Raw genomic sequence first — 24331 nt, forward strand, 5'->3', positions numbered from 1 at the left:
GCTAAAATTAGTAGTACAAGCGAATTTTTAACTTATTAAATCAAAAGATATAACTTTAATTATCAATTTTATAATAAAGCTTACTTATATCTAGTTAAGTTAGATTACTTAAGGCTTTTATAATTAAGGAATTTTACCTTGGTAATACATAGTTTAATATAGGGGCATAAACTATGAAAAATATAAGTAAATCAGATTCTGTAGTCGCCAAAAGTAACTTTATTCAGTTAGTTGGCGCTCTTAATTTTGCCTCAAAAAATAACACTAATTCAATTGATTTCAACCTAGTGCTTGAAAATTGTAGCACTACGATTTTTATTGGTTTATTAACTATCGAAGGTATATTTACTTATGTTAATAAAGCAGCTTTTGATTTAATTGGAATGAAAGCTGAAGAAGTATTAAATAAGCCTTTACCTAAAATTCCTTGTTGGCCTTCTTCTATGATGACGCGAAAGCTTATGCGTAAAGCAATAAAATTAGCGGCAAAAGGGGAATCTATTCATTTCGAAATTTATATGCGCGATAAAAATGGTAAAATGCATATTACCAATTTTTTTTTACAGCCATTGTTTGATTCTACTGGTAAAGTAAGTTATTTAGTTCCCTCAATTCAAGACGTTACTGCACATCAATATTTAGAATCTAATTTACAATTAACGCAATTTGCTGTTGATCATGCCGAAGACGCTATCCTTGAAATTGGTGCTGACAGTAAAATTAAATATGCTAATGAATCCGTTTGCCGGCATTTAGGTTATTCGCATAATCAGCTAATTGGCATGTCAATCAATCAATTTGATCTCTATAATAAAGACGCCGATTGGGCTCTACAGTGGGATGAGTTGAAGAAAAAAGGTTCTAAAAGAAGTGAGTCTATTTATTGCCACTCAGACGGTCGGAAAATTCCTGTTGAGGTTTCAGCAACTTATTTTGAATATCACGATGAGGGTTACTGTTTTCTTTATATTAAAGATATTAGTGAGCAAAAAGCCAACATTAAACGAATGGAATTTCTAGCCCACTATGATCGAATGACAAGATTACCTAACCGGTTTCTATTTACGGAGCGTTTAAATCAGGCAATTAATGTTAGTGTAAATAAGAAGACATCACTAGTTGTTTTTTGTATAGGCCTAGATCGCTTTAAATTAGTTAATGATACTTTAGGTAATATTGGTGGCGATGAAGTTCTTCAGGTTACTGCAAATCGGTTAATTTCTATTGTACGCGATCTAGATATGGTGGCACGCATTGGCGGTGATGAATTTACTATTTTGTTAGAACAGTATACCCAAACACATAGGAATATAGCGCAAACAGCGCAACGAATTTTAGATATTTTCAATCAACCTTATTTAATTAAGCGGCAAGAAATTTTTATTACCTGTAGTATTGGCATTGCTATTTATCCTAAAGCTGGTAGAGATGCTGATGAAATTTTAAAAAACGCTAGTGCGGCACTACAACAGGCGAAAAAGCAGGGTGGTAATGACTACTGCTTTTATAATTCTGCCCCTCGTAGCCGAGATCCATCCCGTTGGCTTTGGGAAGCTGATTTACGCAATGCTTTAAAAAACAATCAATTTGAAATCCATTATCAACCACGAGTTGACTCAAATACGGGTAGAATATTCGGTGCTGAAGCGTTACTAAGATGGCGGCACCCCACTAAAGGCTTAATATTGCCAGATCAATTTATTACCCTTGCTGAAGAAACCGGTTTAATTTTACCAATTGGTGAATGGGTGCTGCTAAATGTAGCAAAACAACGTAAGATTTGGGCTACTCAAGGTATTTCGTTAGCCAGACTTGGTGTTAATCTTTCAGCTCGTCAATTTAGACAGAAAGACTTATTAAAGAAGATCCAAAATATTTTTGTAGAGACAAAGCTTGATCCTAGCTTTATAGAGTTAGAATTAACTGAAAGCTTAATTATGCAAGATGTAGCACAAGCTATTCAAATTATGAATGAATTGAAACAATTAGGTATTCATATTGCTCTAGATGATTTTGGTACAGGGTATTCAAGTCTAAGTTATCTACGTTATTTTCCTATTGATACTTTAAAAATAGATCGTTCTTTTGTAAATGAGATAACTTTTGATAAAAATAGCGTAGCCATTGCTGAAGCTATTATTATCATGGCTCACCGCCTCAATTTAACTGTTATTGCCGAAGGTGTAGAAACATTTGAGCAATTGATGGTCTTGCGCCAAGGTGGTTGTGATCAAATACAGGGATTTCATTTTTCAAAAGCACTAACCTCTGAAGAGATGACTATACTACTAGCTAGTGAAGTTGCCGTGAAAAATTGGGGCGAGGCCTATAGTTATCGTCATTAGGCACCTTAAATTATATTTAATTGCAAGGCCACTATTATTTTAACAATAGGAGCTACTATGAAATGGATTATTCTCGCAAATACCAATGACTGCCGGATTTATTATTATGATAAAAAAAGTGATATTCGGCTTTATAAAGAAATTAATCACCCAGAAAATAAACTAAAAAATCAAGACTTAGAAACAGATAAACCAGGTCGATATCATGTAAGAGGTTTAGGCCATGGCGCTTTTGAGGAAGAAAATACTGCTATTGAACATAATATTGATAAGTTTGCTCATGAGATTGCTGAGGAATTAGAGTCAGCTAATAAGCATAATCAATATGATACTGTCACTTTAATTATGCCATCGCAATTTTATGGTCTAGTTCATTCTCACCTTTCTAAGCAGGTAGAAGGTAAGATTAAGCAAGTTCTACAAAAAAACATTATGAACTGGCCTGAACATGAACTTGCCCTTTATTTAAAAGAGGTTGGCTAAATTACTTTTTTAAATGATAAGGAACATATACAGGTTTCCAAATATGACTTTTTAAGCATGCTTCAATTTCTTCATCGCTCATTGATTTTGCTAAATTATCTCGTACGGCCTCTTTAGCGACTGCAAAAGCAACCTGATAAGAAACCTCTCTAACTTGGGTTAAAGGGGGTAATAAATTGGCTTCAGGATCATTTTTTGCTGGCGAACAATTAGCGAGTGCTTTTGCTGCAACCATAAACATTTTGTCAGTAACATGCCGTGCTTGCACAGAAATAAGTCCTAACCCCATACCCGGAAAAATATAAACGTTATTAGTTTGGTCTACTCGAAACAGTTTTCCATTTTTAACGATATTGCCAAATGGGCTACCAGTTCCAATAACAACTCGGCTTTCTGTCCAAAGCATTAAATCTTCAGGAGTCGCTTCACTATGATTAATCGGGTTAGATAGTGGAAGTATAATAGGCTGTTTAACATGAGAAGCCATTTCACGGACTATTTCTTCTGTGAATAATCCAGGCTGACCTGATACGCCAACTAAAACATGAGGGTGTAAATTTTTAATTACATCTAGCAACGAAATCATATTTTTATTTTCATATTTCCAATCAGCAATGGTATCGCGCGTTTTAGCTAATTTTTGCTGAAAAGGTAATAAACCTTGCATTTCGTTAAGTAATAAGCCATTTCGGTCCACCATAAAAATACGCTTGCGTGCCTCTTTTTCAGATAACCCATCTTCCATCATGGCATGAATAATTAACTCAGCTATCCCACAACCAGCAGTACCGGCGCCTAAAATAACTATTCGCTGTTCGCCTAAAGGAATACGAGTAACTTGCACAGCTGATAAAAGGGTACCTGTTGCAATCGCTGCCGTTCCTTGTACGTCATCATTAAAAGTACACAATTTATTACGGTATTTATCTAAGAGACGAGTGGCATTTTGCAGTGCAAAATCTTCCCATTGTAATAAAATATGTGGGAAACGTTTTTTTATAGCATGGATAAAGGCATCAATAAAATCATCATAGTCTTGACCACGAACGCGTTCATGTCGCCAACCCATATAGAGTGGGTCTTTGATTAGTTCGGAATTATTGGTACCAGTATCGAGTAATACAGGCAACGTCGCACTAGGATGGATGCCAGAACAGGCACAATAAAGTGCAAGTTTACCAATAGGAATCCCCATTCCGCCCGCACCTTGGTCACCTAAACCTAAAATACGTTCACCATCTGAAGCAACAATAGCTTTGACTGAGTTAAAGCGTGGGTTTGCTAAAATTTTATCAATACGGTTTTTATCAGGGTATGCAATAAAAATACCGCGAGGACGACGATAGATATGACTAAAAGTTTGACAAGCTTCCCCTACAACTGGGGTATAGACGATAGGCATAATTTCGGTAATATGCTCAATAAGCAGGCTGTAATAAAGCGTTTCATTTGAGTCCTGTAAATCTCGTAGATAAATATATTTTTCAAGATCAGTGTTTTTATTTTTAAAGGCTTCATAAGATCGAGCACGTTGTTGTTCAATAGTGCTCACCTCAGGAGGTAATAAACCAAATAAATTAAATTCTTCCCGTTCTTCATTAGTAAATGCAGAGCCTTTATTTAAAATAGAATTTAAAATGAGATTATAGTCGGTAACATTAACTTCTTTAATATCCTTGCTTTTATGCTTCATTACATCCTCCCCCTGACTCATAATTGGCTAGTGAATATAATAGAATTCTTCGGAAACTATCATGTTCGCTCCATGGCAAACGAAAAAAATGCTGCAAAATACTTCCTTATTCCTGGTAAAATGCGCCTTTTTAGCGCCTGTTTTGGTTGATCTTGTCTCGGTACTAACAGTTTCCGAAGAAGTCTAATAGATTTATAGTACAAAAAATTGACAATATCCTATCTTTAACTATAATTAAAGTGTAGGTCAATTAAGAGTTTTATGCTTTTAATATGATCTCAGCAGAAACCACCTTCGGGTGGTTTCTGCGTTTGTAAGGAAATAAGATAGTTATATTATGATCTAAGTTACTTTCTGAGCAGCAATTTTAAAAGTTATTTTAACTTCATCATTAATGGTATCCGTCTCTGCCCATGAGCCTTGGCCGACTCCAAAGAATGTACGTTTGATGGTTGTATAGCCTTGAACAATAGCATAGCCTTGAGTATTTTTTTCTAAGGTAAACGTTAAGGTTAAAGGCGAAGTTTTATCACGAATTGTTAATTCTCCAGTGGCTAAATAAGTATTTTCATTAATTTTTTTAAAATTATTAGCTTTAAAAGTTGCTGTTGGATATTTCTTAACATCAAACCATTCTGCTGACAACAACATAGACACTAAATCACGATAAGAAGCTGTTAATGACGCAATATCAATATTTATTTCAATTTCACTAGCTTGATAGTGTTCAGTATCTGCAATTATTTTTCCATTAAAACGTTTAAATTGGCCAGAAACAGGAGCATGATTTTGAATAGCAGTAAATGTTATATTGCTTTGGTTAGGTAAGATTTTCCAACTTGGTAAATTAGCTGAAAAAAGAGATAGAGAAAAACTAAATAAACTAGCTATGCTAATAATTTTTAAGCACTGCTTTATCATGGCAACATTCTCCTTATAGTATCATCTTTATTATAAAAATGATGTTTTAAGGCGCCAAGTAAATGCAATATGATAAGAGCAATTAAAATATTAGATAAAAATTCATGCGCAATAGCAAAAATATCACGCCAATAATCATTTGGAGCTATTAAATTTGGCATAGTAAATAAGCCAAAAAAAGAAACTGGAAAACCAGCTGCAGATGACATAAGCCAACCGGTAAGAGGCATTGCAAACATTAAAATATAAAGTGCCCAATGGATAGTTAATGAAGCTACTCTTTCCCAACGAGGTATAGTTAATTTAGGAGTTATATTTACAAATCGCCACAGAATTCTAAGTGTAACTAAGCTTAAAACAACAATACCAAATTCTTTATGCAATCCAAATAGTTTTATTTGCAAAGGACTTCGTTGTAAAGAAGTCATGTAGAGTCCAACACATAGCAAAGTAATAACAATAATAGCGAGTAACCAATGTAATGTAATAGCAACAAGGCCATAACGTGCGGTAGTATTTTTAATCTGCATGGTAATCCCTTATGATTTAACTTGATAAGCTTCAGCACCAATTTCAATTTTTACGTCATCGCCTAAAGCATCTTGTAGGCTAGTCATACCAAAATCTGAGCGCTTAATAGTAGTTGTAGCTGAAAATCCTGCCGTCATTCGTCCTTTCATGGGATGTTTGCCAATTTTATTTAAAACAACTTCTAATACAACTGGCTTGGTTACCCCATGTAGTGACAACATACCATGAACTCTAGCACAATCCTTATTCACAATATCAATTTTATTGCTAATAAAAGTTGCTACCGGATATTGAGCCGTATCAAAAAACAATTTTTCCTTTAAATGATTATCTAATTCTTTAATGCCTGTAATAACATTAGCGATTTGAATCGTTGCTTTGACCTGGCTATTTGTTGGATTGTCAGGATCAAGCATGATTTCGCCATCAGCAAACCATTTACCTGTTTGATAAGAAAAGCCTAAATGTTTAATTGTCCATAAAACATAAGTATGCTGATTATCAAGTATCCACTTTTCAGCGGCTGAGATTGAGTAAGTAGTCACAATAAGTAGCAGCCCAAGAAAGTAACGTAAAGTTTTATGCATAACTAACTCCTATGTTGTTAGAGCTTATTTAAAAGTAAGCTTTCATTCCCTGCAGCGAAAAGTTGGATTTGCATATTTTGTGAACGTTTATGATTTAAATCTATCATAGCGTATACTTAGGTACTAATTTTTTGTTACTGATACAGCTAATCTTGGCTTATCATTTTGCAAATGGCCTATTATTAATTTTTTTATTGCCTATTTTAACCATATTTTAACTTACTAGGAAGTAATTAAGAGTAGTTGAGCAAGGCTTATATCGAAAAAAAATTTTGCCTCTTCTTTAAGCTTTTGCATAATTTAATTCCTTACGTGTCTCATTTGCCTATTCTTTAGGAGCGATACTTGGGGTAGATATGAAATTATATTTAAAATTAAATGGTTATTATCAAGAAATAACTTTCAAATATAAGCCTGACATTATAATTTATATTTTACAAATGGGTAAGAACACGGCTAATATAAGGAATGAATCGTATAAGATGTACAAAGGATTCTATAATATTTCCTTTAACGCAAGGAGCTACTTATGTCTTTATTAGGATGGGCGCTATTATTTTTAATAATCGCCATTATTGCAGGGGCTTTTGGCTTCAGGGGTGCTGCCTCAGCAGCAACTGGAATAGCTAAAGTGCTTTTCTTCTTATTTATAGTTGTTTTCTTAGTCCTGTTAATTATGGGTTTATTAGGTGGTAGTACGCCAACAGTAACGGCACCTTAAGATTTAAGAAAAATAGCCGCTTTAAAGCGGCTATTTGATACTGTTACAAGATGTATTAGTTAGTTCATTTAAATTAGCTGGCTTTGGTTTTGATTTAGCATAAATACCATGAACATGAATACCATCTTTTTCAGCTTCTAAAAATTTATTAGTCGTTTTACTTGAAGGGCCAGGAATTACCGTTAGGGGGTCTTCAGACAATAAACTAGCACGTTCTCCATTAATTTTGTTTAGTTCTTCTGGTGTTTGCTTAAGTTTAAGTTCAGTCACTCCTAATTTTTCTAGACGAATTACCTGACTTTCTTGTCTATCTAACAATTCTTGGTACCGATTATTACTTTGCTCTAGTTGTTCCTTAACTTCTCTTAATTCTTGTTCTAATTTTTGTACTTTATCATTAATAAGTAAGGCATTTTGGTCGCTATTATCAATTATTTTAGCAATCCTCTTTTGAAATACTTCTCGGTGATTATTATCTTCAATCACAGCGCCTGATAAAGTTTTAACTGTAGTTTGTAAAGTAGAAGCGACCTCTTTAGCTTTTTTAACTTCTATTTCCATAGAAGAGTTAAGATCACATAATTCAGCAACTTTTTCATTAAGCTGTTGACGACTTCTCTCATATTCTTTTCTAACTTGAGTTAATTCAAGTTCATTTTTCTTTAATAATTCTTCACTTTCTAAAGCACTTTGTCTAAGCCGTTCGGCCTCTTGTTCTAATTTTTCTTGAGTTGCACGCAACAATTTTTCAGTTTCAATAAAAACTTCTAACTGATCGCTTAATACTCTCAGCCTATCATTGAGCAAAGCAACATTATCAGCTAGCTTTTCATTTTGCTCTTTAAATTTTTCGACTTCTTTTCCTAAATCTAGGCGAATTTTATCTAATGCGGTAATCGTGATAGCTAATACATCAGCTAAACTGAAAATACCTTTTTTGAGCTCCGCGGTTATATTTTTATTATAATGGTGATGATCATCAAGGATAATGCTACCTGTGGCATAAACAGCAACTGTTGCACCACTTAGTGCTAACAATGCTCCTAGTTGAGCAACAAGCCCAGCTGTAAGAGTCGGCACGGTTAATACGGCCCCGCCAACTATTTTTTGCCAAAAGGGTAGTTCTCCCCAATACTCTGACGCCTTAGTGACAATACTTTTATTTTTAGATAAGACATCAATAATTTCGGAAAGATTTTTCTTGATTTGTGAGAGATGTTCCTGTGTTAACGCTATTTTTTGTAGGTTATCTTGTTCATTTTCATAAGTTTCTTGGATAAGGGTATTAGAGAGCGTTATTTCAGAAAGTTCCGTTTCCCCAACAAGATCTTCTGTCTTGGATCTCATGACGGCTCCTTGTTACATTTTTTTCCTTTGAAACTTATTTATAAGCACAAAATTTCAAATAGTGCAAGGAAAAATTCATTTTGCTTAGAATTAATGAAAATAAATTTTTAAAATATCGATAGAAGTCAAGAAGAAAATAAATACTATTTTACTTAAACAATGATTTAAGCCCTACAAATTGTTCACTATGAGTAGTTAAAACAAATAGATGGCACAATATAAAGCTCAAAAGCAATATTAAGCACTTTTTTGCAAAATTACCTACAAATAATTAGTATTAAAAACCAATGGTCGTTTAAAACTTACATTTTCTAAATAAGCTATGACTTAAACTGGAAATAGCTAAATTGTATGTGGTTTTATCCAACCAAAGCTAAATGCTAAAAATAAAAAAAGGAATAAGGCAAGAGACAATCCAATACGCCAGGTTAAAGCTTTAACAGTTCGCTTTGTTTTCCCTTCATCGCGGACTAAAAAAATTAAGCTGCTACCTAATGCAGCTAAAATAATCAACATAACACTAATAATAAAAATTTTTGTGAACATTTGTTATACTCCTAGATTTACTATAAATCTTTAGCTTTAAGGATGATATAGATAAAATTCATCCGGATTATAGCTAATTACTTAAGAACCTAGCTGCAAAGTCTACTAAGGTGGTCAAAAGAGATTGATTTTTGGCTCTTTCTAACGACTTTCAAACTAGGCTCAAACTTATTTAATCAATTTATTCACTCAGGAAAAATAATGGCCAGTTTAACTTGTTTTAATCGTTGTTTCACCTTTAATTGGCCAATGACATTAGGTGTTATTTTAGTTAGTTCCTTATTTATTTATTTAGGAATGTGGCAATTAAACCGTGCCGAAGAAAAAAAGTCGATGGTTAAAGCTGAAAGACATTTAGCGGTGCAAGCTCCTATTAGGTGGCAGACGGGTATACAGCCTAAGCAGTATCAGCAGATTATTATTAAAGGACAATATTTAGCACAAACTTTTTTATTAGATAATCAACACTACAAGCACCAGTTTGGCTACAATGTCCTATCGCCATTAGAGCTCGTTGATGGGCAGGTCATCTTAATTGATCGTGGCTGGATTAAAGGTGATTTAGATCGGCAAAAACTGCCTAATATCTCATTACCAAAAAATCCATTGCAATTAGTAGGGCAAGTTTATTATCCTTCTTCCAAAAATTGGTCATTAGGCGAAATTTTAGAAGAGAAAGCACCAAATTTAGCTATTATAGAGCAAATAGATCCTCTAAAAATTAGCCAATTTTTGCATAAATCTGTTTATCCATTTATCATTCGCCTAAATAAATTGGAAAGAGATGGCTACACTCGAGAATGGGCAGTTATTTCTATGTCACCAACACGGCATCAAGCTTATGCGTTACAGTGGTTTGCCATGGCTGTAGTTAGTTGGTTAATTTTGATTGGGCTAAGTTTTAAGAACAGTAATGAAGAAACTAAAAAAATATAAATTTATTCCTTTAATAATATTAGCATTAATTTTTGTTTTTCCTGGAATAGCAGCTTATTTATTTTATATTCATCCGCAGTGGCTACAAGGGCATCCTGTTAATAAAGGAGAGCTATTAAATCCTCCTGAACGTTTGGAAAATATCCAAGAGCAACAAAAATGGCGTCTCATTTTATGGAACCCAGGTGAGTGTAATAAAAATTGTTTACTGCAAATTGATAAATTAGCGCGTGTCCGACTCGCTTTAGGTAGACGTTTGTTAAATGTAGATGAATTAATTATTATGAATAAGGAAAGTCAAATTCCAAATTCACTTCATGATCGCCTGCGTGAGCAAGATATTCACTTACTTTTAATTTCTAAAGAACAACAAGACAGCCAAAAAATGCTTTCTAAGCATAGACGTATTTTTATTGCTAATCCTAATAATTATTTAGTGTTAGCCTACAAATCAAAAACAAAGCCAGAAGATATTTTTCATGATCTGCAGCAGTTATTACATGCGGGAGAAAGATAATTAATGTTTAAGAGATCAAAGTTAGAGTTATATGTTGTAACGTTGGCAGTTGTACTTGCTTTAATAGTGGTAATGCTTGGAGCTTACACTCGTTTGACCAATGCAGGGCTTGGTTGCCCAGATTGGCCTGGGTGCTATGGTCATCTTGTTCTACCAAGTGCTAAGAAAGCTCTAGACACAGCCCAATTGCAGTACCCACAAATCCCTATTGAATCTAGTAAAGCTTGGACTGAGATGATTCATCGCTACGCTGCTGGTTTGTTAGCTTTACTTGTTTTCTCATTAGGTTTTTATAATTTACGATTATGGTATCAAAGCCATTTACCACTAAAAATTTTACCTTTAGTGCTTATGTTATTGATTTTATTTCAAGCCGCTTTAGGCATGTGGACAGTTACTTTAAAGCTACTACCTATTGTAGTGATGGCTCATTTGTTGGGTGGTATTTTAATTTTTTCTTTACTTCTGCGCTTAAGAGTCCAATTAAGTCATGTTGCTAAGTATGCAGAGCAATCGCCCCTATGGCAATTTTGGATTAGCTTAGGTATTGGACTAGTTTTTTGCCAAATCGCTTTAGGCGGTTGGGTAAGCGCTAATTATGCTGGTATTGCCTGTATAGGTTTTCCAAGGTGTAATGGGCAGTGGCTTGTACCATTACATTTAGCACAAGGCTTCTATTTATTCTCACCTGTTGGGGCTAATTATCAAGGTGGCTTACTAGATAATGAAGTAAGGGTTACCATTCAGTTTATTCATCGAGTTGGAGCAATTGTTGTTGCAACTTATATGTTATCTCTGTGTAGCTTAATTTTGTGGAAAATAAAAGCTAAACCTGTCCGTACTGTAGCTGCTTTAATTATTTTATTAATTATTATGCAAATTACCTTAGGTGCATTAAATGTCATTTATTTATTACCTTTAAGCGTGGCTGTTGCACATAATGGCATTGCTGCATTATTATTAGCAGCTTGTCTATCTTTGCTTTATTTTACTACTCAAAAGGGAGTAAATAATGTCTCCTCATGAGTCGACTTTATTGCCTATAGTATGGCGCGATTATTTAGAATTATGTAAGCCGCGAGTTGTTGCCCTAATGTTATTGACTGTGGTAGTAGGGATGTTCCTTGCTACACCTGGTTGGGTACCTATGTCAACCTTAATAGCAACTTTAGCTGGCGTTGGTTGTTGTGCTAGTAGCGCTGCTGCTATTAATCATCTAGTCGATAAACGTATTGATGCATTAATGCAACGTACAAATAAAAGACCGGTTGCTCAAGGGCGAGTTTCTGTCAAACAAGCGTGTTATTTTGCCTTAATGCTTAGTGTAATTGGATTATTCATTTTAATAAAATTTGTTAACTTATTAACAGCTGTTATGACTTTTATTACGCTTATAGGTTATGCAGGAATTTATACCGGTTATCTAAAACGAGCAACCCCACAAAATATTGTAATTGGTGGTTTAGCCGGTGCCGCACCACCGCTACTTGGCTGGATAGCAATTACCAATCAACTAGATCCACAAGCCCTGTTACTGGTTTTAATTATATTTACTTGGACGCCACCTCACTTCTGGGCATTAGCAATTTATCGCCTTGATGAATATAAACATGCGGCCATTCCTATGCTTCCTGTAACACATGGTGTGAGATTTACTAAGTTAAATATTTTACTCTACACCATTTTGCTTTTAGTAGTAAGTGTGCTGCCATTTGTAGTCGGTATGTGTGGTGGTTTGTATTTAATTGGCGCACTTTTATTAGGCGGGCGATTTCTCTACTGGGCTATTCTTCTTTATTTAAGAGAGGAACTTAGTATTGCAATGCGTACCTTTCGCTTTTCTATTGTCTATTTAATGATGTTGTTTATTTTTTTATTACTGGATCACTATACCGTTTAATTGAAATAAACAATAAGATTTTTAAATGTAGTTCAACGTTTAAACTTAAGAAAATAGACTTCTTTAGAAAAGGTTAGTAACGTGACAAGGCCAGTTAAGAAAATAGCTGAGAAATATTTGTGTACCACAATAAACGTTGCGTTTTTCAACTATTTTTTTGGCTGAGATTAACCATCAATGGAAACTTTTAAAGCAGTCTAATAGGTGTGATGCTTAGGGGAGTAATTTATCAATGAAAAATAAAGTAGTATTAGGTAGTGTGTTTGCTTTTATAGCATTATTAGCAGGTATAACTGTATCAAACGTTATACATCAAGAAAAAAAGGTAGACCCTAATCAATTTCACGGCACATTGTTGCAAAAGCCACGTGAAATTCAACAATTTAGCTTAGTTGGCGTAGATAATCAGCCTTTCAATAACAAAAGCTTACAGGGTAAATGGACTATGGTATTTTTTGGTTTTACCAATTGTGGATATTTATGTCCAACTACAATGGGTGAATTAGCTAAAATGTATCGTATCCTTGAACAAGATAAGGTAAAACCTCTACCACAGGTTGTGATGGTCTCAATTGACCCTAACCGAGATACGTTAGAGAAGCTAAAAAATTATGTTGTGCAATTTGATACCCATTTTTATGGTGCCCGTGGTGATGAGGCAATAGTAAAGCGCATGACACGTGAAATGGGTGTGGCTTATAGTAAAGTTGCTTTAGCTAATACTAAAGATTCAGAAAATTATGATATGCAACATAGTGGTGCTGTTATGCTTTTTAATCCTAAAGGCGAGTTAAGTGCATTTTTTACTACCCCCCATCAAGCTACATTGCTTGCCAAAGATTATCAACTTTTAGTGGGTTAAGGATTAACAAATAAGTAGCCTTTTGCATTGTAAAGGCTATAATTTGACTTTACTGAACAATTTATAATACTTGAGTTATTTATTAAAGCTTGGCTAATTACGTTTAAAGAATATTAGTCAAGCTATACTTAGATTTATAATGCTGCTTAATAAATTTACAAATGTTGTTATTTATTAAGGCGTAAGAATATAAATGTAGGAAATCTTGTAAAGAACAAAAAATTAAAAACTATTTAATCTCTTGATGGTGATGTCTTGCAGCTTATCCACAAATGCAACAATCTAGCTATATGCTAAGCAATGTGGATCAGCAATAAGTCTATATAAAAACCAGCAAGATATTGATGAAGTGTTTATTTATAAGTTTTTAAATTTTTGTTTTGTGCAAAATATAGAAATTAATTTGTGGTAGTAGCCGCAATAAAAATTATTTAGGAATTAACTCTTATGAAAATTGCGATTTTAGCCACTAATCCTAATTTATATTCCCATCAACGCTTAAAGCAGGCCGGAGAAGAAGCAGGCCATCAAGTTAGTATTATTAATCCTCTTTACTGCTATATGAATGTAGCAACTTCTTGCCCTAAGGTTCATTATCGAGGTGGTGAAGCTCTTCCTCAATATGATGCTGTAATTCCTCGTATTGGTTCTTCGATTACTTATTATGGCACCGCAGTACTTAGGCATATGGAAACTATGGGAATGTATACCTTAAATGAATCAATCGCTATTTCAAGATCAAGGGATAAGTTTCGTGCTTTACAATTATTAGCACGTAAGGGCTTGCCTATGCCCCTAACAAGCTTCGCACAATCGCCGGATGATACAGAGGATTTGGTGCGTATGGTAGGTGGGGCGCCCTTAGTTATTAAATTACTTGAAGGAACACAAGGGAAAGGCGTTATCTTGGCAGATAGTCATCAATCTGCAGTAAGTATTATCAATGCGTTTAAAGAAATGTCTGCCAATATTTTAGTACAAGAATTTATTGAAGAATCGCGAGGTACAGATATACGTTGTTTTGTTATAGGCGATAAAGTAGTAGGCTCTGTTAAGCGCCAAGCAAAAGAAGGTGAGTTTCGTGCAAATGTTCATCAAGGAGGTAAGGCTGTTAAAGTGTCATTAACACCTCAGGAGAGAGCTATTGCGGTAGGAGCAGCAAAAACTATGGGTTTAAAGGTGGCTGGTGTTGATTTAATTCGTTCAAATCATGGGCCTTTAATTTTAGAAATTAATTCTTCACCGGGTCTAGAAGGAATAGAAAAGGCAACCAATATCAACATTGCTGGTAAAATTATTCAATATATCGAAAAACACGCTAAGCCAAAGAGTTCCAAACAGAGGTTCCAAGGATAAGTAATAGTGAAGGAATAATTATAATTAAGAGTCTTCTTTTCTCTTTTTTTGATCACTTTTTCCTAATAACCATTCAGCATCTACTTCTAGTTCGTCCGCTAAAACATGTAATAAGCTAGTATCGGGAACAGCGGCGCCATTTAAGAATGCTTCAGCTTTAAATTTAGGTACTTTTAATAACTTAGCAAATACCTCAACGCGTTCATTTGTTAACAATGGAAGGCCTATATTATCTAATTCTCTATTAAGCCTATCAGCAAATTGCTTATTGGCCATGGTATGATTGCTCCAACTAATTTGGTTATTAATTTCTATAGCATAAAAAAAGGGTTTTGCAATAATTTAAGGACTCGACTATAAGCTTATTAAGGCAGATAAAGAATTAATATAGAATTTGTTTCTAGTGGGATATTGTTAAAAGTTAAGTTAACTTAAGCACTAAGGTTATTGTTAAATTGACTTTACTGCAAATTAGTGGAGTGAACCGTGGAAGCATTAATTACCTTAGTTTTATTAGTGATATTTGCGATTGCATTTGTACTAGCTGGCGTTAAAGTGGTACCGCAATCTGAGGAGTGGACCGTAGAGCGATTTGGTCGTTATACCCATACGCTACATCCCGGGTTAGGTTTAATCATCCCTTTTATTGATAGGGTTACCTATAAAATAAATATGCGGGAGCGGGTGTTAGATATACCGCCTCAAGAAGTGATCTCATCTGATAATGCTATGGTTACTATTGATGCAGTATGTTTTTTTCAAGTAATAGATACAGCTAAGGCTGCTTATCAAGTAGACGATTTAGAACATGCTATTCGTAATTTAACTATGACCAATATTAGGACAGTTTTAGGTTCTTTAGAATTAGACGCTATGTTAAGTCAACGAGATGAAATTAATAATCGTTTAATGCATATCGTAGATTTAGCAACTAATCCTTGGGGAGTGAAAGTTACTCGTATTGAGATACGCGATATCAGACCGCCACAAGACTTAGTACAGGCTATGGCTAATCAAATGAAGGCAGAACGTGATAAAAGGGCAGCAGTTTTAGCTGCAGAAGGACATCGGCAGGCAGAAATTTTAAAAGCTGAAGGTGATAAACAAGCACAAATTTTAAGAGCAGAGGCAGCAAGGCAAGAAGCATTTTTAGAGGCAGAGGCGCGAGAACGTAGAGCGCAAGCAGATGCTAATGCGACCAAAGTAGTCTCTGAAGCGATTGCAATGGGTAATATGAATGCAATTAATTACTTTATTGCAGAAAAATATGTAGAGGCATTAAAGATGATAGGCACAGCGCAAAATAGCAAAATGGTGCTAATGCCTATTGAGGCATCTACAGTTATTGGTTCTTTAGCAGGAATGGCAGAGCTTTTTACTAAAGTAAACTCCACCAAGGAGTAATAGTTATGTATCATGTATCATATTGGCATTGGTTAGCCTTAGCATTACTTTTAATCATCGCTGAGACTTTGGGAGCTAACGGTCTTTTAATAGCTTTAGGTATGGCTGCCGCAATAACGGGTTTATTTACGTGGCTTTTTACTATAAGTTGGCAGTGGCAATTAATTAACTTTTCATTATTTAGCATTCTTTTTGCTATAGCCTGGTGGATTATTATTAAGAAAAAAATCGCTAAAGAGCCTTCTTTAATAAATAAACCTTTTCACACTATGCTCGATAAAACGGTAACTTTAGTTGAACCTATTAAAAATGGTCGAGGTATGATACGTATAAATGATGCACCTTGGTTTGTTAGGGGACCTGATTTGCCAGCTGGAACAAAAGTTAAAATTGTAGCAATAGAGGGAACTGTTATGGTAGTTGAGCCTTTTATTGCACATGACAAATCTCAATAATTGCTTGAACCCACTCATTATTATCATTAAGGCAAGGAATTAGAGTAAATTCTTCTCCCCCTAAGCTGAGCCATTGTTCACGGGCGCGTATTCCGATTTCTTCAAGGGTTTCTAAGCAGTCCGCAACAAAAGCGGGACAGGTAATAGCCAGTTTTTTTATTCCGCGCTTTGCTAGGTCGGGCAAGATAAAATCAGTATAAGGTTTAATCCAAGGAGTTCTACCTAGGCGAGATTGAAAGGACATACTAAATTTCTCTGCTGGCAGGGCAAGTATTTTTGCGAGTTCAGTAGTCGTTTGCTGACATTGAGCTTTATAACAGATTGAGTTAGCTTCTTCTATTGGCGGACACGTTTGACATATATTTTTACAACCTATTTCTTTTAAATGGCGCTCTGGAATGCCGTGGTAGCTAAACAATAGATGATCATGTTTCTCTATATAAGGCTTAATTGCAGCTGCTTGAGCTTGCAAAAAACTTGGATGATTAAAGAAATCTCTCATGATAAGCAAGGATGGATGAGTAGGCCTTTTAGCTAAAAGTTTAAGCGTTTTTTCCAAAGCAGCGCCAGTTGCAGCTGAAGAGTATTGAGGATATAAAGGTAATATAGTGATCTGACTACAGGATTTTAAGACTTCTAAGGCTTCATTTATTGAGGGCTCGCCATATTGCATCGCTAACGCTACTTTAGTATCCGTTAATTTAGTTTTCAGTTTATTGACCAAACGTTGATGATTGACTAATAAAGGTGAACCTTCTTCTGTCCAAATGCTCTTATAAGCATGCGAAGATTGCTTAGGCCGAAAGGGAAGAATTAAGGTATAGAGCAAAATATATCTTAAAGGAGCACTAAGATTAATTACACGTTTATCTGCAAGAAATTGCTTTAAATATCGACGTACATCAACAGGAGCGGGTGACTTAGGGGTGCCTAAGTTAATTAACAACAAGCCATTTTTCATTTAAAGAAATTTAAAATTAAATATCTAATAATACATTAAAATTATTTCTATATAAATTTATAATTTAAGCTCAACAGTCTTTTAATTATAGAAGGCTACAGATTTTTTAAATATGTATTAATAATACAAAAGACAGCCGAGCCTTATACAGGCTCTTGCTCTCTTTCTTCGGCTGTAACGACTACATTTGCTGCATGTAAACCGCGTTCACCTTTCACTAAATCATAGCTAACAATTTGGCCTGGATTTAATGTTTTATAGCCAGTGCCATGAATAGCAGAAAAATGAACAAAAATATCTTCACCACCGCCTTCAGGTACAATAAAGCCCCAACCTTTGGCATTGTTAAACCATTTGACTTCGCCCGTAGCCATGAATCCTCCTTTTGCTAAAGCGTATCAATCGTCGGCTGAGTAATAATCAGCAGGCAATTGCATTCGTCCTTAAATGACAATTGGTATAGCGTTACCTATTAAGCTTTATACGGCAAATTAAACTTAATTCAGCTTCAGTAAATGTATTATATACACTCTTGCGCCTTATTTATCCTTTATACCTTCTAAAACTTAATAGGTAACGCTATATACCCACTAATATGGGTTAATTCAACATAACGCAAAAATGGTATAACTAACAATAGTTTTTACATTATTTTTCTAAATTATTCATTAATGAATGCTTATTTTTAGTAAACACATAAAAAATTTATACGGTAACTAAAAAAAATAAGCATTTACCTAGCTCTTAAACTAAGTAATGCTATAAATATCGCTCAAGAGGCTGTTGATCAGGAAACATTTCGGATAAAGAAACAGAAAAGCCATCTTCTCGCACAATTCTGGCATGCCTACGTTGTAGTTGCCTTGGCTCATCTACGCCACAAGAGTGGCATATTATAGCAACTTCATGAGCCATATTATTAGCATAATGAAATACGCGCTCGGCTTTATCTTCAATAACAAGTCCACGTTGTAAGGTAGGATTGTGGGTAGCAATTCCAGTTGGACAAGTATTTTTATGACATTTCATCGCTTGTATACAACCCAGTGCAAACATAAACCCGCGTGCAGAATTAACAAAATCAGCTCCAGCACACAATGCCCAGGCAACATTAGCTGGAGTAATCATTTTTCCACTAGCAATAACAACAATTCGTTTTCGTAAATTATATAAAATTAGAATATCTACTAATTTTGGTAAAGATTCTTGAATTGGGATACCCATATAGTCCATAAGGCCTTGCGGTGAAGCACCTGTACCGCCATCAGCACTATCAAGCGTAATAAAATCAGGCGCATGTTGAATACCTCGCTTATGAATGGCAAGACATAAATCATGTAGCCATTCATAGCTTCCTAAAACAAATTTGCATCCAACTGGTTTACCTGTAACTTGGCGAATATGATTAATCGCATCTAAAAGCTCTTCAACATTAGCAATGTCTATGTGGCGATTAGGACTAATTGAATCTTGATAGGGAGGAATTCCACGAATTTGCGCTACTTCTGGTGTAACTTTGACCCCCGGTAAAATACCACCTTTACCAGGCTTTGCCCCTTGGCTTAATTTTATTTCAAACATCTTTATATTAGGATAAGCAGCTAATTCACATAATCTTGTATCAGATAAGTTTCCCTTTTCATCACGCACGCCATATTTTGCTGTCCCAATTTGGACTACTACATCACATTTTCCTTCTAAATGATAGGGAGAGACGCCGCCTTCGCCTGTGTTAAGCCAACAACCTGCCTTTTTAGCGCCTCTTGATAAGGCTTCAATAGCAGGCTTAGAGATAGACCCATAACTCATTGCAGAGATATTAAATATATGATTAGTCGTATAGGGATATTTACAATAAGGACCAATAGTTAATGGCTTAATGGTGACCTCTGTCGCTAAAGGCGGAAATGGCGCACTAACGAAATAGACCGTTCCAGGTATATGTAATGGGCGTGTAGAGCCAAAACCAATAGTCGTATCAAGATTTTTAGCCGCACGGTATACCCAACTTCGTTCTGCCCTATCAAATGGTAATTCTTCTCTATCATTGGCAAAGAAGTATTGGCGAAAGAATTCACCAAGATATTCAAAGATATAGCGAAAATGACCTAGGATAGGAAAGTTACGTAAAACAGTATGGGGTTTTTGCAGACGATCATAGATATATGTAATTATTAAGACTGCTAAGATTATTATAATAATTACTAAAATAGTAATTTCATCATACTCAAGTGCACGAAAGACAAAAAGATCTTTTTTGCTTAAATCAACTGTTTCCACAATAATACCCTTCAATAAACGATTAACTAAAATTAGACCTCTTGCCTAACCGATTTATTTACACGATTGCGATGTTGCAAGGGTTTCTCCGGTGCTCATTTACGCCATGTAAACTCCGCTCCTTAAAACCATTGCGCCTTGCACTCACGCAAAATAAATCGGTTAGGCAAGAGGTCTATTCATTAGACAAAATTTAATATAATTAAATCATTAACTTGTTTATTAACAATTATAGCCTTTGTACAAAGTTACGCTTATTTCATAATAGACATAATAATTTATTGTTTAAACAGTTAATCAATCACCTCTAAATCCGTTGCTCAAAATAAAATCAAATAATTAAATTTATTTAAGGCAAAATTATTAGCAATAAAATCACTAATATTATTGAATTATTAATTTAAATTTAATCAAAATGTATTTAAATAAATTAATTAGTGTATAATTAAAGCAAGTATAAACAGTTTTGGAGACAAGCATCATGACAATTGAGACCTCCTTGGCAAACCATTTGTTAATTGCTATGCCTTCTTTAACTGATCCTAATTTTGAAAAAAGTGTTATTTATATTTGTGAACATCATCCACAAGGTACAGTTGGTTTAATTATAAATCGCCCTACTGAATACTCTTTAAGTATGGTTTTTGAACAGTTAAATATTTCACCTTTAACTCAAGAGCAAAGTCAGCGGCCGTTATTATATGGCGGACCTATACAACCTGAGCGTGGCTTTGTAATTCATCGACCAAGTGGGAAATGGCGTTCTAGTTTACCATTAGTAGAAGATGGTGTTACAGTAACCACGTCCAATGATATTATTCGTGCAATTGCAAATGGAGAAGGGCCGCAAGATGCCCTTATTACTTTAGGTTATTCTGGTTGGATTGAAAATCAATTAGAGCAAGAAGTTCAAGATAATACTTGGCTAGTATGTCCTTATAAGCCAGAGCTGTTATACGAAGTCCCGTTTAGGCAGCGGTGGGAATATGCAGGCTCTATGATCGGTGTAAAAATGTCTCAACTTAGTTCGTCAATTGGCCATGCCTAAAAATATCTCTAAATTATAGTCTTTGTAGTAAAATCTTAGTTTTAGTTGTTAATAGGTGGAGTAAACATGCCAGCGGGTGTTTATTTTGGTTTTGATTTTGGCTTTAAGCGTATTGGTGTAGCAGTTGGGCAAAAAATAACAGCGACAGCTAGACCCCTAACTATACTGCAAGCCAAGCAAGGGGTACCAAATTGGGAGCCTTTAAGAAAGTTAATTAAAATCTGGCAACCTGAAGCATTTATAGTAGGACTACCTACCTGTATTGATAACACGGAACTTTATACAACTGCAGCAGCTAAAAGCTTTGCAAAACGGTTAGAGCGAGAATTTAAGCTGCCTGTTTACTTAGTAGATGAGCGCTTATCGACAAAAGAGGCTCGTGCTTACTTGTTTGAAGAGGGTGGATATCGTAAAATCCAGTCTACCCAAGTTGATAGTATAGCTGCTTGTATCATTCTGCAGCAATGGTTACAGACGCAGTAATTTGAAAGTAAGCCATGACCCATTTTATAGAAATTAGCCAATTAACAACTACTCAAATTGAAAAATTATTACAGCGTGCTAAGTTTTTTAAAGAGCACGATAGCTATCCGAATTTTGCTAATTATAAGCTTGCTAATTTATTTTATGAAAATAGCACTCGTACCCGTATAAGCTTTGAGCTAGCAGCTAATCATTTATCTATATATGCCGTTAACCTTAATTTAGAGGCTTCATCAGAAAGCAAAGGTGAAAGTATCGTAGATACCATTCAAACCTTAGCCGCTATGGGTATTAATTTATTTGTTATTCGGCATAAGCAAGATGGGCTACAGCAGCAATTAGCTAACCAAGTCAATGCAGATATTCATATTATTAATGCTGGAGATGGTAAGCACGCCCATCCAAGTCAAGCCATGTTAGATTTAATGACCATTAAGGAATATAAGCCAAAACTGCACCAACTTAAAATTGCTATTATCGGTAATTTACAACATTCGCGAGTAGCTAACTCCTTACAATGTTTATTTAAGCTAATGAATGTTAGGGATCTAGTACTAGTTGCTCCCCCCGTTTGGCAACCAGAAAAAGTGCATTATGGTCAAGTTAGTGACTCATTAAAGGAAGGCATTACTGATGCAGATGTAATTATTTGCTTACGAATTCAAAATGAGCGCTTAGTAGCAGGTGAAATGTTAAATATAGAAGATTACCGAGCTAATTTTGCTATTACATCGCAGGTCTTACAATATGCTAAACCCGACGCAATAATCATGCATCCAGGCCCACTTAATCGAGGAATTGAAATTGATAGCGATGTGGCTGATGGTCCTCAATCTGTTATTTTGCAGCAAGTTAAAAATGGTGTCTTTATGCGCATGGCAATTATCGAAAGCTTATTAATGCCTTACGCATAATTTAAGAAATCTAATCCAATTTTTAACAAGATTTAAGATAACCGTCACGAGTTATTATTGCATAATTAAATTTGGGTTTTAGTAGACAGTCGGTGCTTGTAATACGTGTCTAAAAGATAGTGCTTGCTTTAAAATTTTTAGAGTAACGTCTTCTTGTACTTCTAAATCAGCAATAGTTCTTGCTACTTTCAATAGACGATGATAGGCGCGACCTGATAATTTTAATTGGGTAATTGCCTGATGTAAAAAATCTTGTTTTTCAGAAGTAAGGTTACATAATCGCTCACAGTCTTTAATATTTAATTTAGTATTAATGACTCCCTGTCGTTTGACTTGCAAATTACGGGTATTCTCTATAAGTACACGTAAGTTACTACTGGTATTCTCTTTATTATCTGCTGGTTGTTTTATTAATTCTTCAGGACGAAGAGCTTGTACTTGAACATGCATATCAATTCTATCTAATAGTGGACCAGATAACTTAGCTAGATAACGGCTAATTTTTTCAGGTGTACAACGGCAATTAGATTGTGAATTACCCCAATGCCCACAAGGACAAGGGTTCATTGCCGCTATTAGCTGAAATTGAGCAGGAAACTCGGTTTGAATAGCTGCTCGAGAAATACAAATATTACCTGATTCTAAAGGCTCTCGTAGAGTTTCTAAAACTTGTTTACTAAACTCTGGTAACTCATCAAGAAATAAAACACCATGGTGAGCTAAAGAAATTTCACCAGGTTTAGGTGGGTTACCGCCACCGACTAAGGATACGGGTGATGCGGTGTGATGAGGAGACCGAAAAGGAGGTAGGCGCCAGGTTTGATAATTAAAGGAGCGATTATAAGTGGAATTAATAGCTGCACACTCTAAAGCTTGTAGCTCAGAAAGTAAGGGTAATAGCGTTCTAAAACGTTTCGCAAGCATAGTTTTGCCACTGCCTGGTGGCCCGCTTAGCAAAATACTATGGCCACCTGCAGCTGCTATAATCATTGCTTTTTTGGCATAATATTGACCTTTTATCTCTGACCAATCTACTGTTTCATCATAAGAGCTTGTCAAGCGGGCAGGTAAACTCTTTAGAGTTACCTCACTTTGACATAAATATCCACAAACTTCGCGTAAGCTTTTAGCCGTATAAATGTTTTGATAACCTGTAATAGCTGCCTCATTAGCATTTCCTTCTGGTATAATTAACGTTTTTTGTTCGCGCATAGCAGCAAGAATCATGGGTATTATACTTGGAACAGGTTTAATTTCGCCGCTTAATGCTAATTCACCGATAAATTCATGATTAATTAATTTGTTAGGAGAAATTTGTTTTGATGCGGCAAGAATACCTATGGCAATGGGTAAATCAAAACCACTGCCAGCTTTTGGTAAATCAGCAGGGGCTAAATTAATCGTAATTTTACGGCAGGGAAATTCAAATTGGCTGTTAATTACAGCACTTCGGACACGATCTTTACTTTCCTTTACAGCAGTTTGTGCAAGGCCAACAATAGTAAAACTTGGTAAACCATTGGATAAATGGACTTCTACAGATACACAGCGCGCGTCTATACCTAACGCACTTCGCGTTTTGCTAAATGCAAGATTCATGGATTTCCTTAATATGAAGTTGGACAGTTTTTTTAATTAAATTTTAATTAGATTTAGTTATGTCATCTTTATCTTTTTGCTTAGTTAATTCATTAACTTGAAGTTGTAATTGTTCAAGGTTTTCGCGTGTTCTAGCTAATACTTTAAGCTGGATATCAAACTCTTCTCGCGTTACCAGGTTTAAGCGCGAAAAAGTTGTTTGTAAAACTTCTTTAAACCTTTGTCGGGTTTCTTTTTCTAAATTTTGCACGCTCATAGGTAGAGTAGCAAAAAGTTTTCTAGTTAAATCATCAAATAATTTAGAATCAGGCATGAAATTCCTTACGGTTGAGCTATTTAAGACTAATTTTACAAGATATACTAAGCACCCACTAGTATTAATTTTATTGTATTTATTAATAAGGCCGATACATCCATTTGCACTATTTTAATATCGTTTGTT

Annotated in this window: 26 protein-coding genes; 14 read left to right on the top strand and 12 right to left on the bottom strand. The window is 35.0% G+C overall.

Translation table 11 applies throughout. The annotated features are described in order from the left end of the window. Nucleotides 1–173 precede the first annotated feature (173 nt). Nucleotides 174–2345: an EAL and GGDEF domain-containing protein gene (locus ACNVED_RS03065; protein WP_419420295.1), complete on the top strand. Its 2172-nt coding sequence runs from the start codon at nt 174–176 to the stop codon at nt 2343–2345. A 57-nt stretch (nt 2346–2402) separates the two neighbouring features. After that, complete coding sequence (locus ACNVED_RS03070; protein WP_419420296.1) at nt 2403–2828, top strand: host attachment protein; 426 nt, start codon at nt 2403–2405, stop codon at nt 2826–2828. A gap of 1 nt (nt 2829) precedes the next feature. On the opposite strand, the gene ACNVED_RS03075 is transcribed toward ACNVED_RS03070, so the two are convergent. The 4 genes from ACNVED_RS03075 to ACNVED_RS03090 all read right to left on the bottom strand — a co-directional run bounded on the left by ACNVED_RS03075 (nt 2830) and on the right by ACNVED_RS03090 (nt 6560). Beyond that, on the bottom strand, nt 2830–4521 hold the full coding sequence (locus ACNVED_RS03075; RefSeq protein ID WP_419420297.1) for an NAD-dependent malic enzyme: 1692 nt from the start codon (nt 4519–4521) through the stop codon (nt 2830–2832). Between the two features lie 342 nt (nt 4522–4863). Then, nucleotides 4864–5442, bottom strand: coding sequence for a YceI family protein (locus tag ACNVED_RS03080; protein ID WP_419420298.1), 579 nt, complete (start codon nt 5440–5442; stop codon nt 4864–4866). Then, nucleotides 5439–5972 carry a cytochrome b gene (locus ACNVED_RS03085; protein WP_419420299.1) on the bottom strand — a complete coding sequence of 178 codons (534 nt, stop codon included), beginning with the start codon at nt 5970–5972 and terminating at the stop codon, nt 5439–5441. Before ACNVED_RS03085 ends, ACNVED_RS03080 begins: the two co-directional genes overlap by 4 nt. A 9-nt stretch (nt 5973–5981) precedes the next feature. Continuing rightward, nucleotides 5982–6560, bottom strand: coding sequence for a YceI family protein (locus tag ACNVED_RS03090; RefSeq protein ID WP_419420300.1), 579 nt, complete (start codon nt 6558–6560; stop codon nt 5982–5984). 529 nt (nt 6561–7089) lie between these two features. Between ACNVED_RS03090 and ACNVED_RS03095 the strand changes: the two genes are divergently transcribed. After that, a complete protein-coding gene (locus ACNVED_RS03095) occupies nt 7090–7281 on the top strand; it encodes a DUF1328 domain-containing protein (protein WP_419420301.1) in 192 nt (63 codons plus the stop codon). 30 nt (nt 7282–7311) lie between these two features. Here the strand turns inward: ACNVED_RS03095 and ACNVED_RS03100 are convergent, their stop codons facing one another. Then, nucleotides 7312–8628, bottom strand: a complete 1317-nt coding sequence (locus tag ACNVED_RS03100) for a LegC2/C7 family Dot/Icm T4SS effector (RefSeq protein ID WP_419420302.1) — start codon at nt 8626–8628, stop codon at nt 7312–7314. A gap of 342 nt (nt 8629–8970) precedes the next feature. Further along, nucleotides 8971–9174 carry a twin transmembrane helix small protein gene (locus tag ACNVED_RS03105; RefSeq protein WP_419420303.1) on the bottom strand — a complete coding sequence of 68 codons (204 nt, stop codon included), beginning with the start codon at nt 9172–9174 and terminating at the stop codon, nt 8971–8973. Between the two features lie 201 nt (nt 9175–9375). On the opposite strand from ACNVED_RS03105, the gene ACNVED_RS03110 reads away from it, so the two are divergent. The 6 genes from ACNVED_RS03110 (at nt 9376) to rimK (ending at nt 14745) form a co-directional block, all read left to right on the top strand. After that, nucleotides 9376–10110 carry an SURF1 family protein gene (locus ACNVED_RS03110; RefSeq protein ID WP_419420304.1) on the top strand — a complete coding sequence of 245 codons (735 nt, stop codon included), beginning with the start codon at nt 9376–9378 and terminating at the stop codon, nt 10108–10110. Beyond that, entirely contained in the window at nt 10088–10627 is a 540-nt protein-coding gene (locus tag ACNVED_RS03115; RefSeq protein WP_419420305.1) for a hypothetical protein, read from the top strand. Before ACNVED_RS03110 ends, ACNVED_RS03115 begins: the two co-directional genes overlap by 23 nt. 3 nt (nt 10628–10630) lie before the next feature. Beyond that, a complete protein-coding gene (locus tag ACNVED_RS03120) occupies nt 10631–11653 on the top strand; it encodes a COX15/CtaA family protein (RefSeq protein WP_419420306.1) in 1023 nt (340 codons plus the stop codon). Next, nucleotides 11640–12527 carry a heme o synthase gene (gene cyoE, locus ACNVED_RS03125; RefSeq protein WP_419420307.1) on the top strand — a complete coding sequence of 296 codons (888 nt, stop codon included), beginning with the start codon at nt 11640–11642 and terminating at the stop codon, nt 12525–12527. Before ACNVED_RS03120 ends, cyoE begins: the two co-directional genes overlap by 14 nt. Nucleotides 12528–12759: 232 nt before the next feature. After that, nucleotides 12760–13389, top strand: a complete 630-nt coding sequence (locus tag ACNVED_RS03130; protein ID WP_419420308.1) for an SCO family protein — start codon at nt 12760–12762, stop codon at nt 13387–13389. 447 nt (nt 13390–13836) lie between these two features. Next, the gene (rimK, locus tag ACNVED_RS03135; RefSeq protein ID WP_419420309.1) at nt 13837–14745 is read left to right on the top strand and encodes a 30S ribosomal protein S6--L-glutamate ligase; all 909 of its coding nucleotides are present in this window, start codon (nt 13837–13839) and stop codon (nt 14743–14745) included. A gap of 24 nt (nt 14746–14769) precedes the next feature. Here rimK and ACNVED_RS03140 read toward each other — a convergent pair whose 3' ends face one another. Beyond that, a complete protein-coding gene (locus ACNVED_RS03140) occupies nt 14770–15021 on the bottom strand; it encodes a hypothetical protein (RefSeq protein WP_419420310.1) in 252 nt (83 codons plus the stop codon). A 210-nt stretch (nt 15022–15231) separates the two neighbouring features. On the opposite strand from ACNVED_RS03140, the gene ACNVED_RS03145 reads away from it, so the two are divergent. Next, on the top strand, nt 15232–16149 hold the full coding sequence (locus tag ACNVED_RS03145; protein ID WP_419420311.1) for an SPFH domain-containing protein: 918 nt from the start codon (nt 15232–15234) through the stop codon (nt 16147–16149). Between the two features lie 5 nt (nt 16150–16154). Then, a complete protein-coding gene (locus ACNVED_RS03150) occupies nt 16155–16604 on the top strand; it encodes an NfeD family protein (RefSeq protein ID WP_419420312.1) in 450 nt (149 codons plus the stop codon). On the opposite strand, the gene hemH is transcribed toward ACNVED_RS03150, so the two are convergent. The 3 genes from hemH to ACNVED_RS03165 form a co-directional block, all read right to left on the bottom strand. Beyond that, nucleotides 16579–17565, bottom strand: a complete 987-nt coding sequence (hemH, locus tag ACNVED_RS03155) for a ferrochelatase (RefSeq protein WP_419420313.1) — start codon at nt 17563–17565, stop codon at nt 16579–16581. The genes ACNVED_RS03150 and hemH overlap by 26 nt on opposite strands. A gap of 143 nt (nt 17566–17708) precedes the next feature. Then, a complete protein-coding gene (locus ACNVED_RS03160; RefSeq protein WP_419420314.1) occupies nt 17709–17939 on the bottom strand; it encodes a cold-shock protein in 231 nt (76 codons plus the stop codon). A 385-nt stretch (nt 17940–18324) separates the two neighbouring features. Then, nucleotides 18325–19845 (bottom strand): FMN-binding glutamate synthase family protein, encoded by a 1521-nt coding sequence (locus tag ACNVED_RS03165; RefSeq protein WP_419420315.1) that lies wholly within the window; start codon nt 19843–19845, stop codon nt 18325–18327. 481 nt (nt 19846–20326) lie between these two features. Here ACNVED_RS03165 and ACNVED_RS03170 point away from each other — a divergent pair, with 481 nt between their 5' ends. The 3 genes from ACNVED_RS03170 to ACNVED_RS03180 all read left to right on the top strand — a co-directional run bounded on the left by ACNVED_RS03170 (nt 20327) and on the right by ACNVED_RS03180 (nt 22290). After that, entirely contained in the window at nt 20327–20893 is a 567-nt protein-coding gene (locus ACNVED_RS03170; protein WP_419420316.1) for a YqgE/AlgH family protein, read from the top strand. 66 nt (nt 20894–20959) lie between these two features. Further along, nucleotides 20960–21376, top strand: a complete 417-nt coding sequence (gene ruvX / locus ACNVED_RS03175) for a Holliday junction resolvase RuvX (RefSeq protein WP_419420317.1) — start codon at nt 20960–20962, stop codon at nt 21374–21376. 14 nt (nt 21377–21390) lie between these two features. Further along, nucleotides 21391–22290 (top strand): aspartate carbamoyltransferase catalytic subunit, encoded by a 900-nt coding sequence (locus tag ACNVED_RS03180; protein ID WP_419420318.1) that lies wholly within the window; start codon nt 21391–21393, stop codon nt 22288–22290. A gap of 78 nt (nt 22291–22368) precedes the next feature. On the opposite strand, the gene ACNVED_RS03185 is transcribed toward ACNVED_RS03180, so the two are convergent. Then, nucleotides 22369–23889: a YifB family Mg chelatase-like AAA ATPase gene (locus ACNVED_RS03185; protein WP_419420319.1), complete on the bottom strand. Its 1521-nt coding sequence runs from the start codon at nt 23887–23889 to the stop codon at nt 22369–22371. Nucleotides 23890–23932: 43 nt separating this feature from the next. Further along, entirely contained in the window at nt 23933–24202 is a 270-nt protein-coding gene (locus ACNVED_RS03190; protein WP_419420320.1) for an accessory factor UbiK family protein, read from the bottom strand. Between the last annotated feature and the right edge of the window lie 129 nt (nt 24203–24331).

Source organism: Legionella sp. D16C41, from assembly GCF_048541585.1.
Taxonomy (GTDB): domain Bacteria; phylum Pseudomonadota; class Gammaproteobacteria; order Legionellales; family Legionellaceae; genus Legionella_C.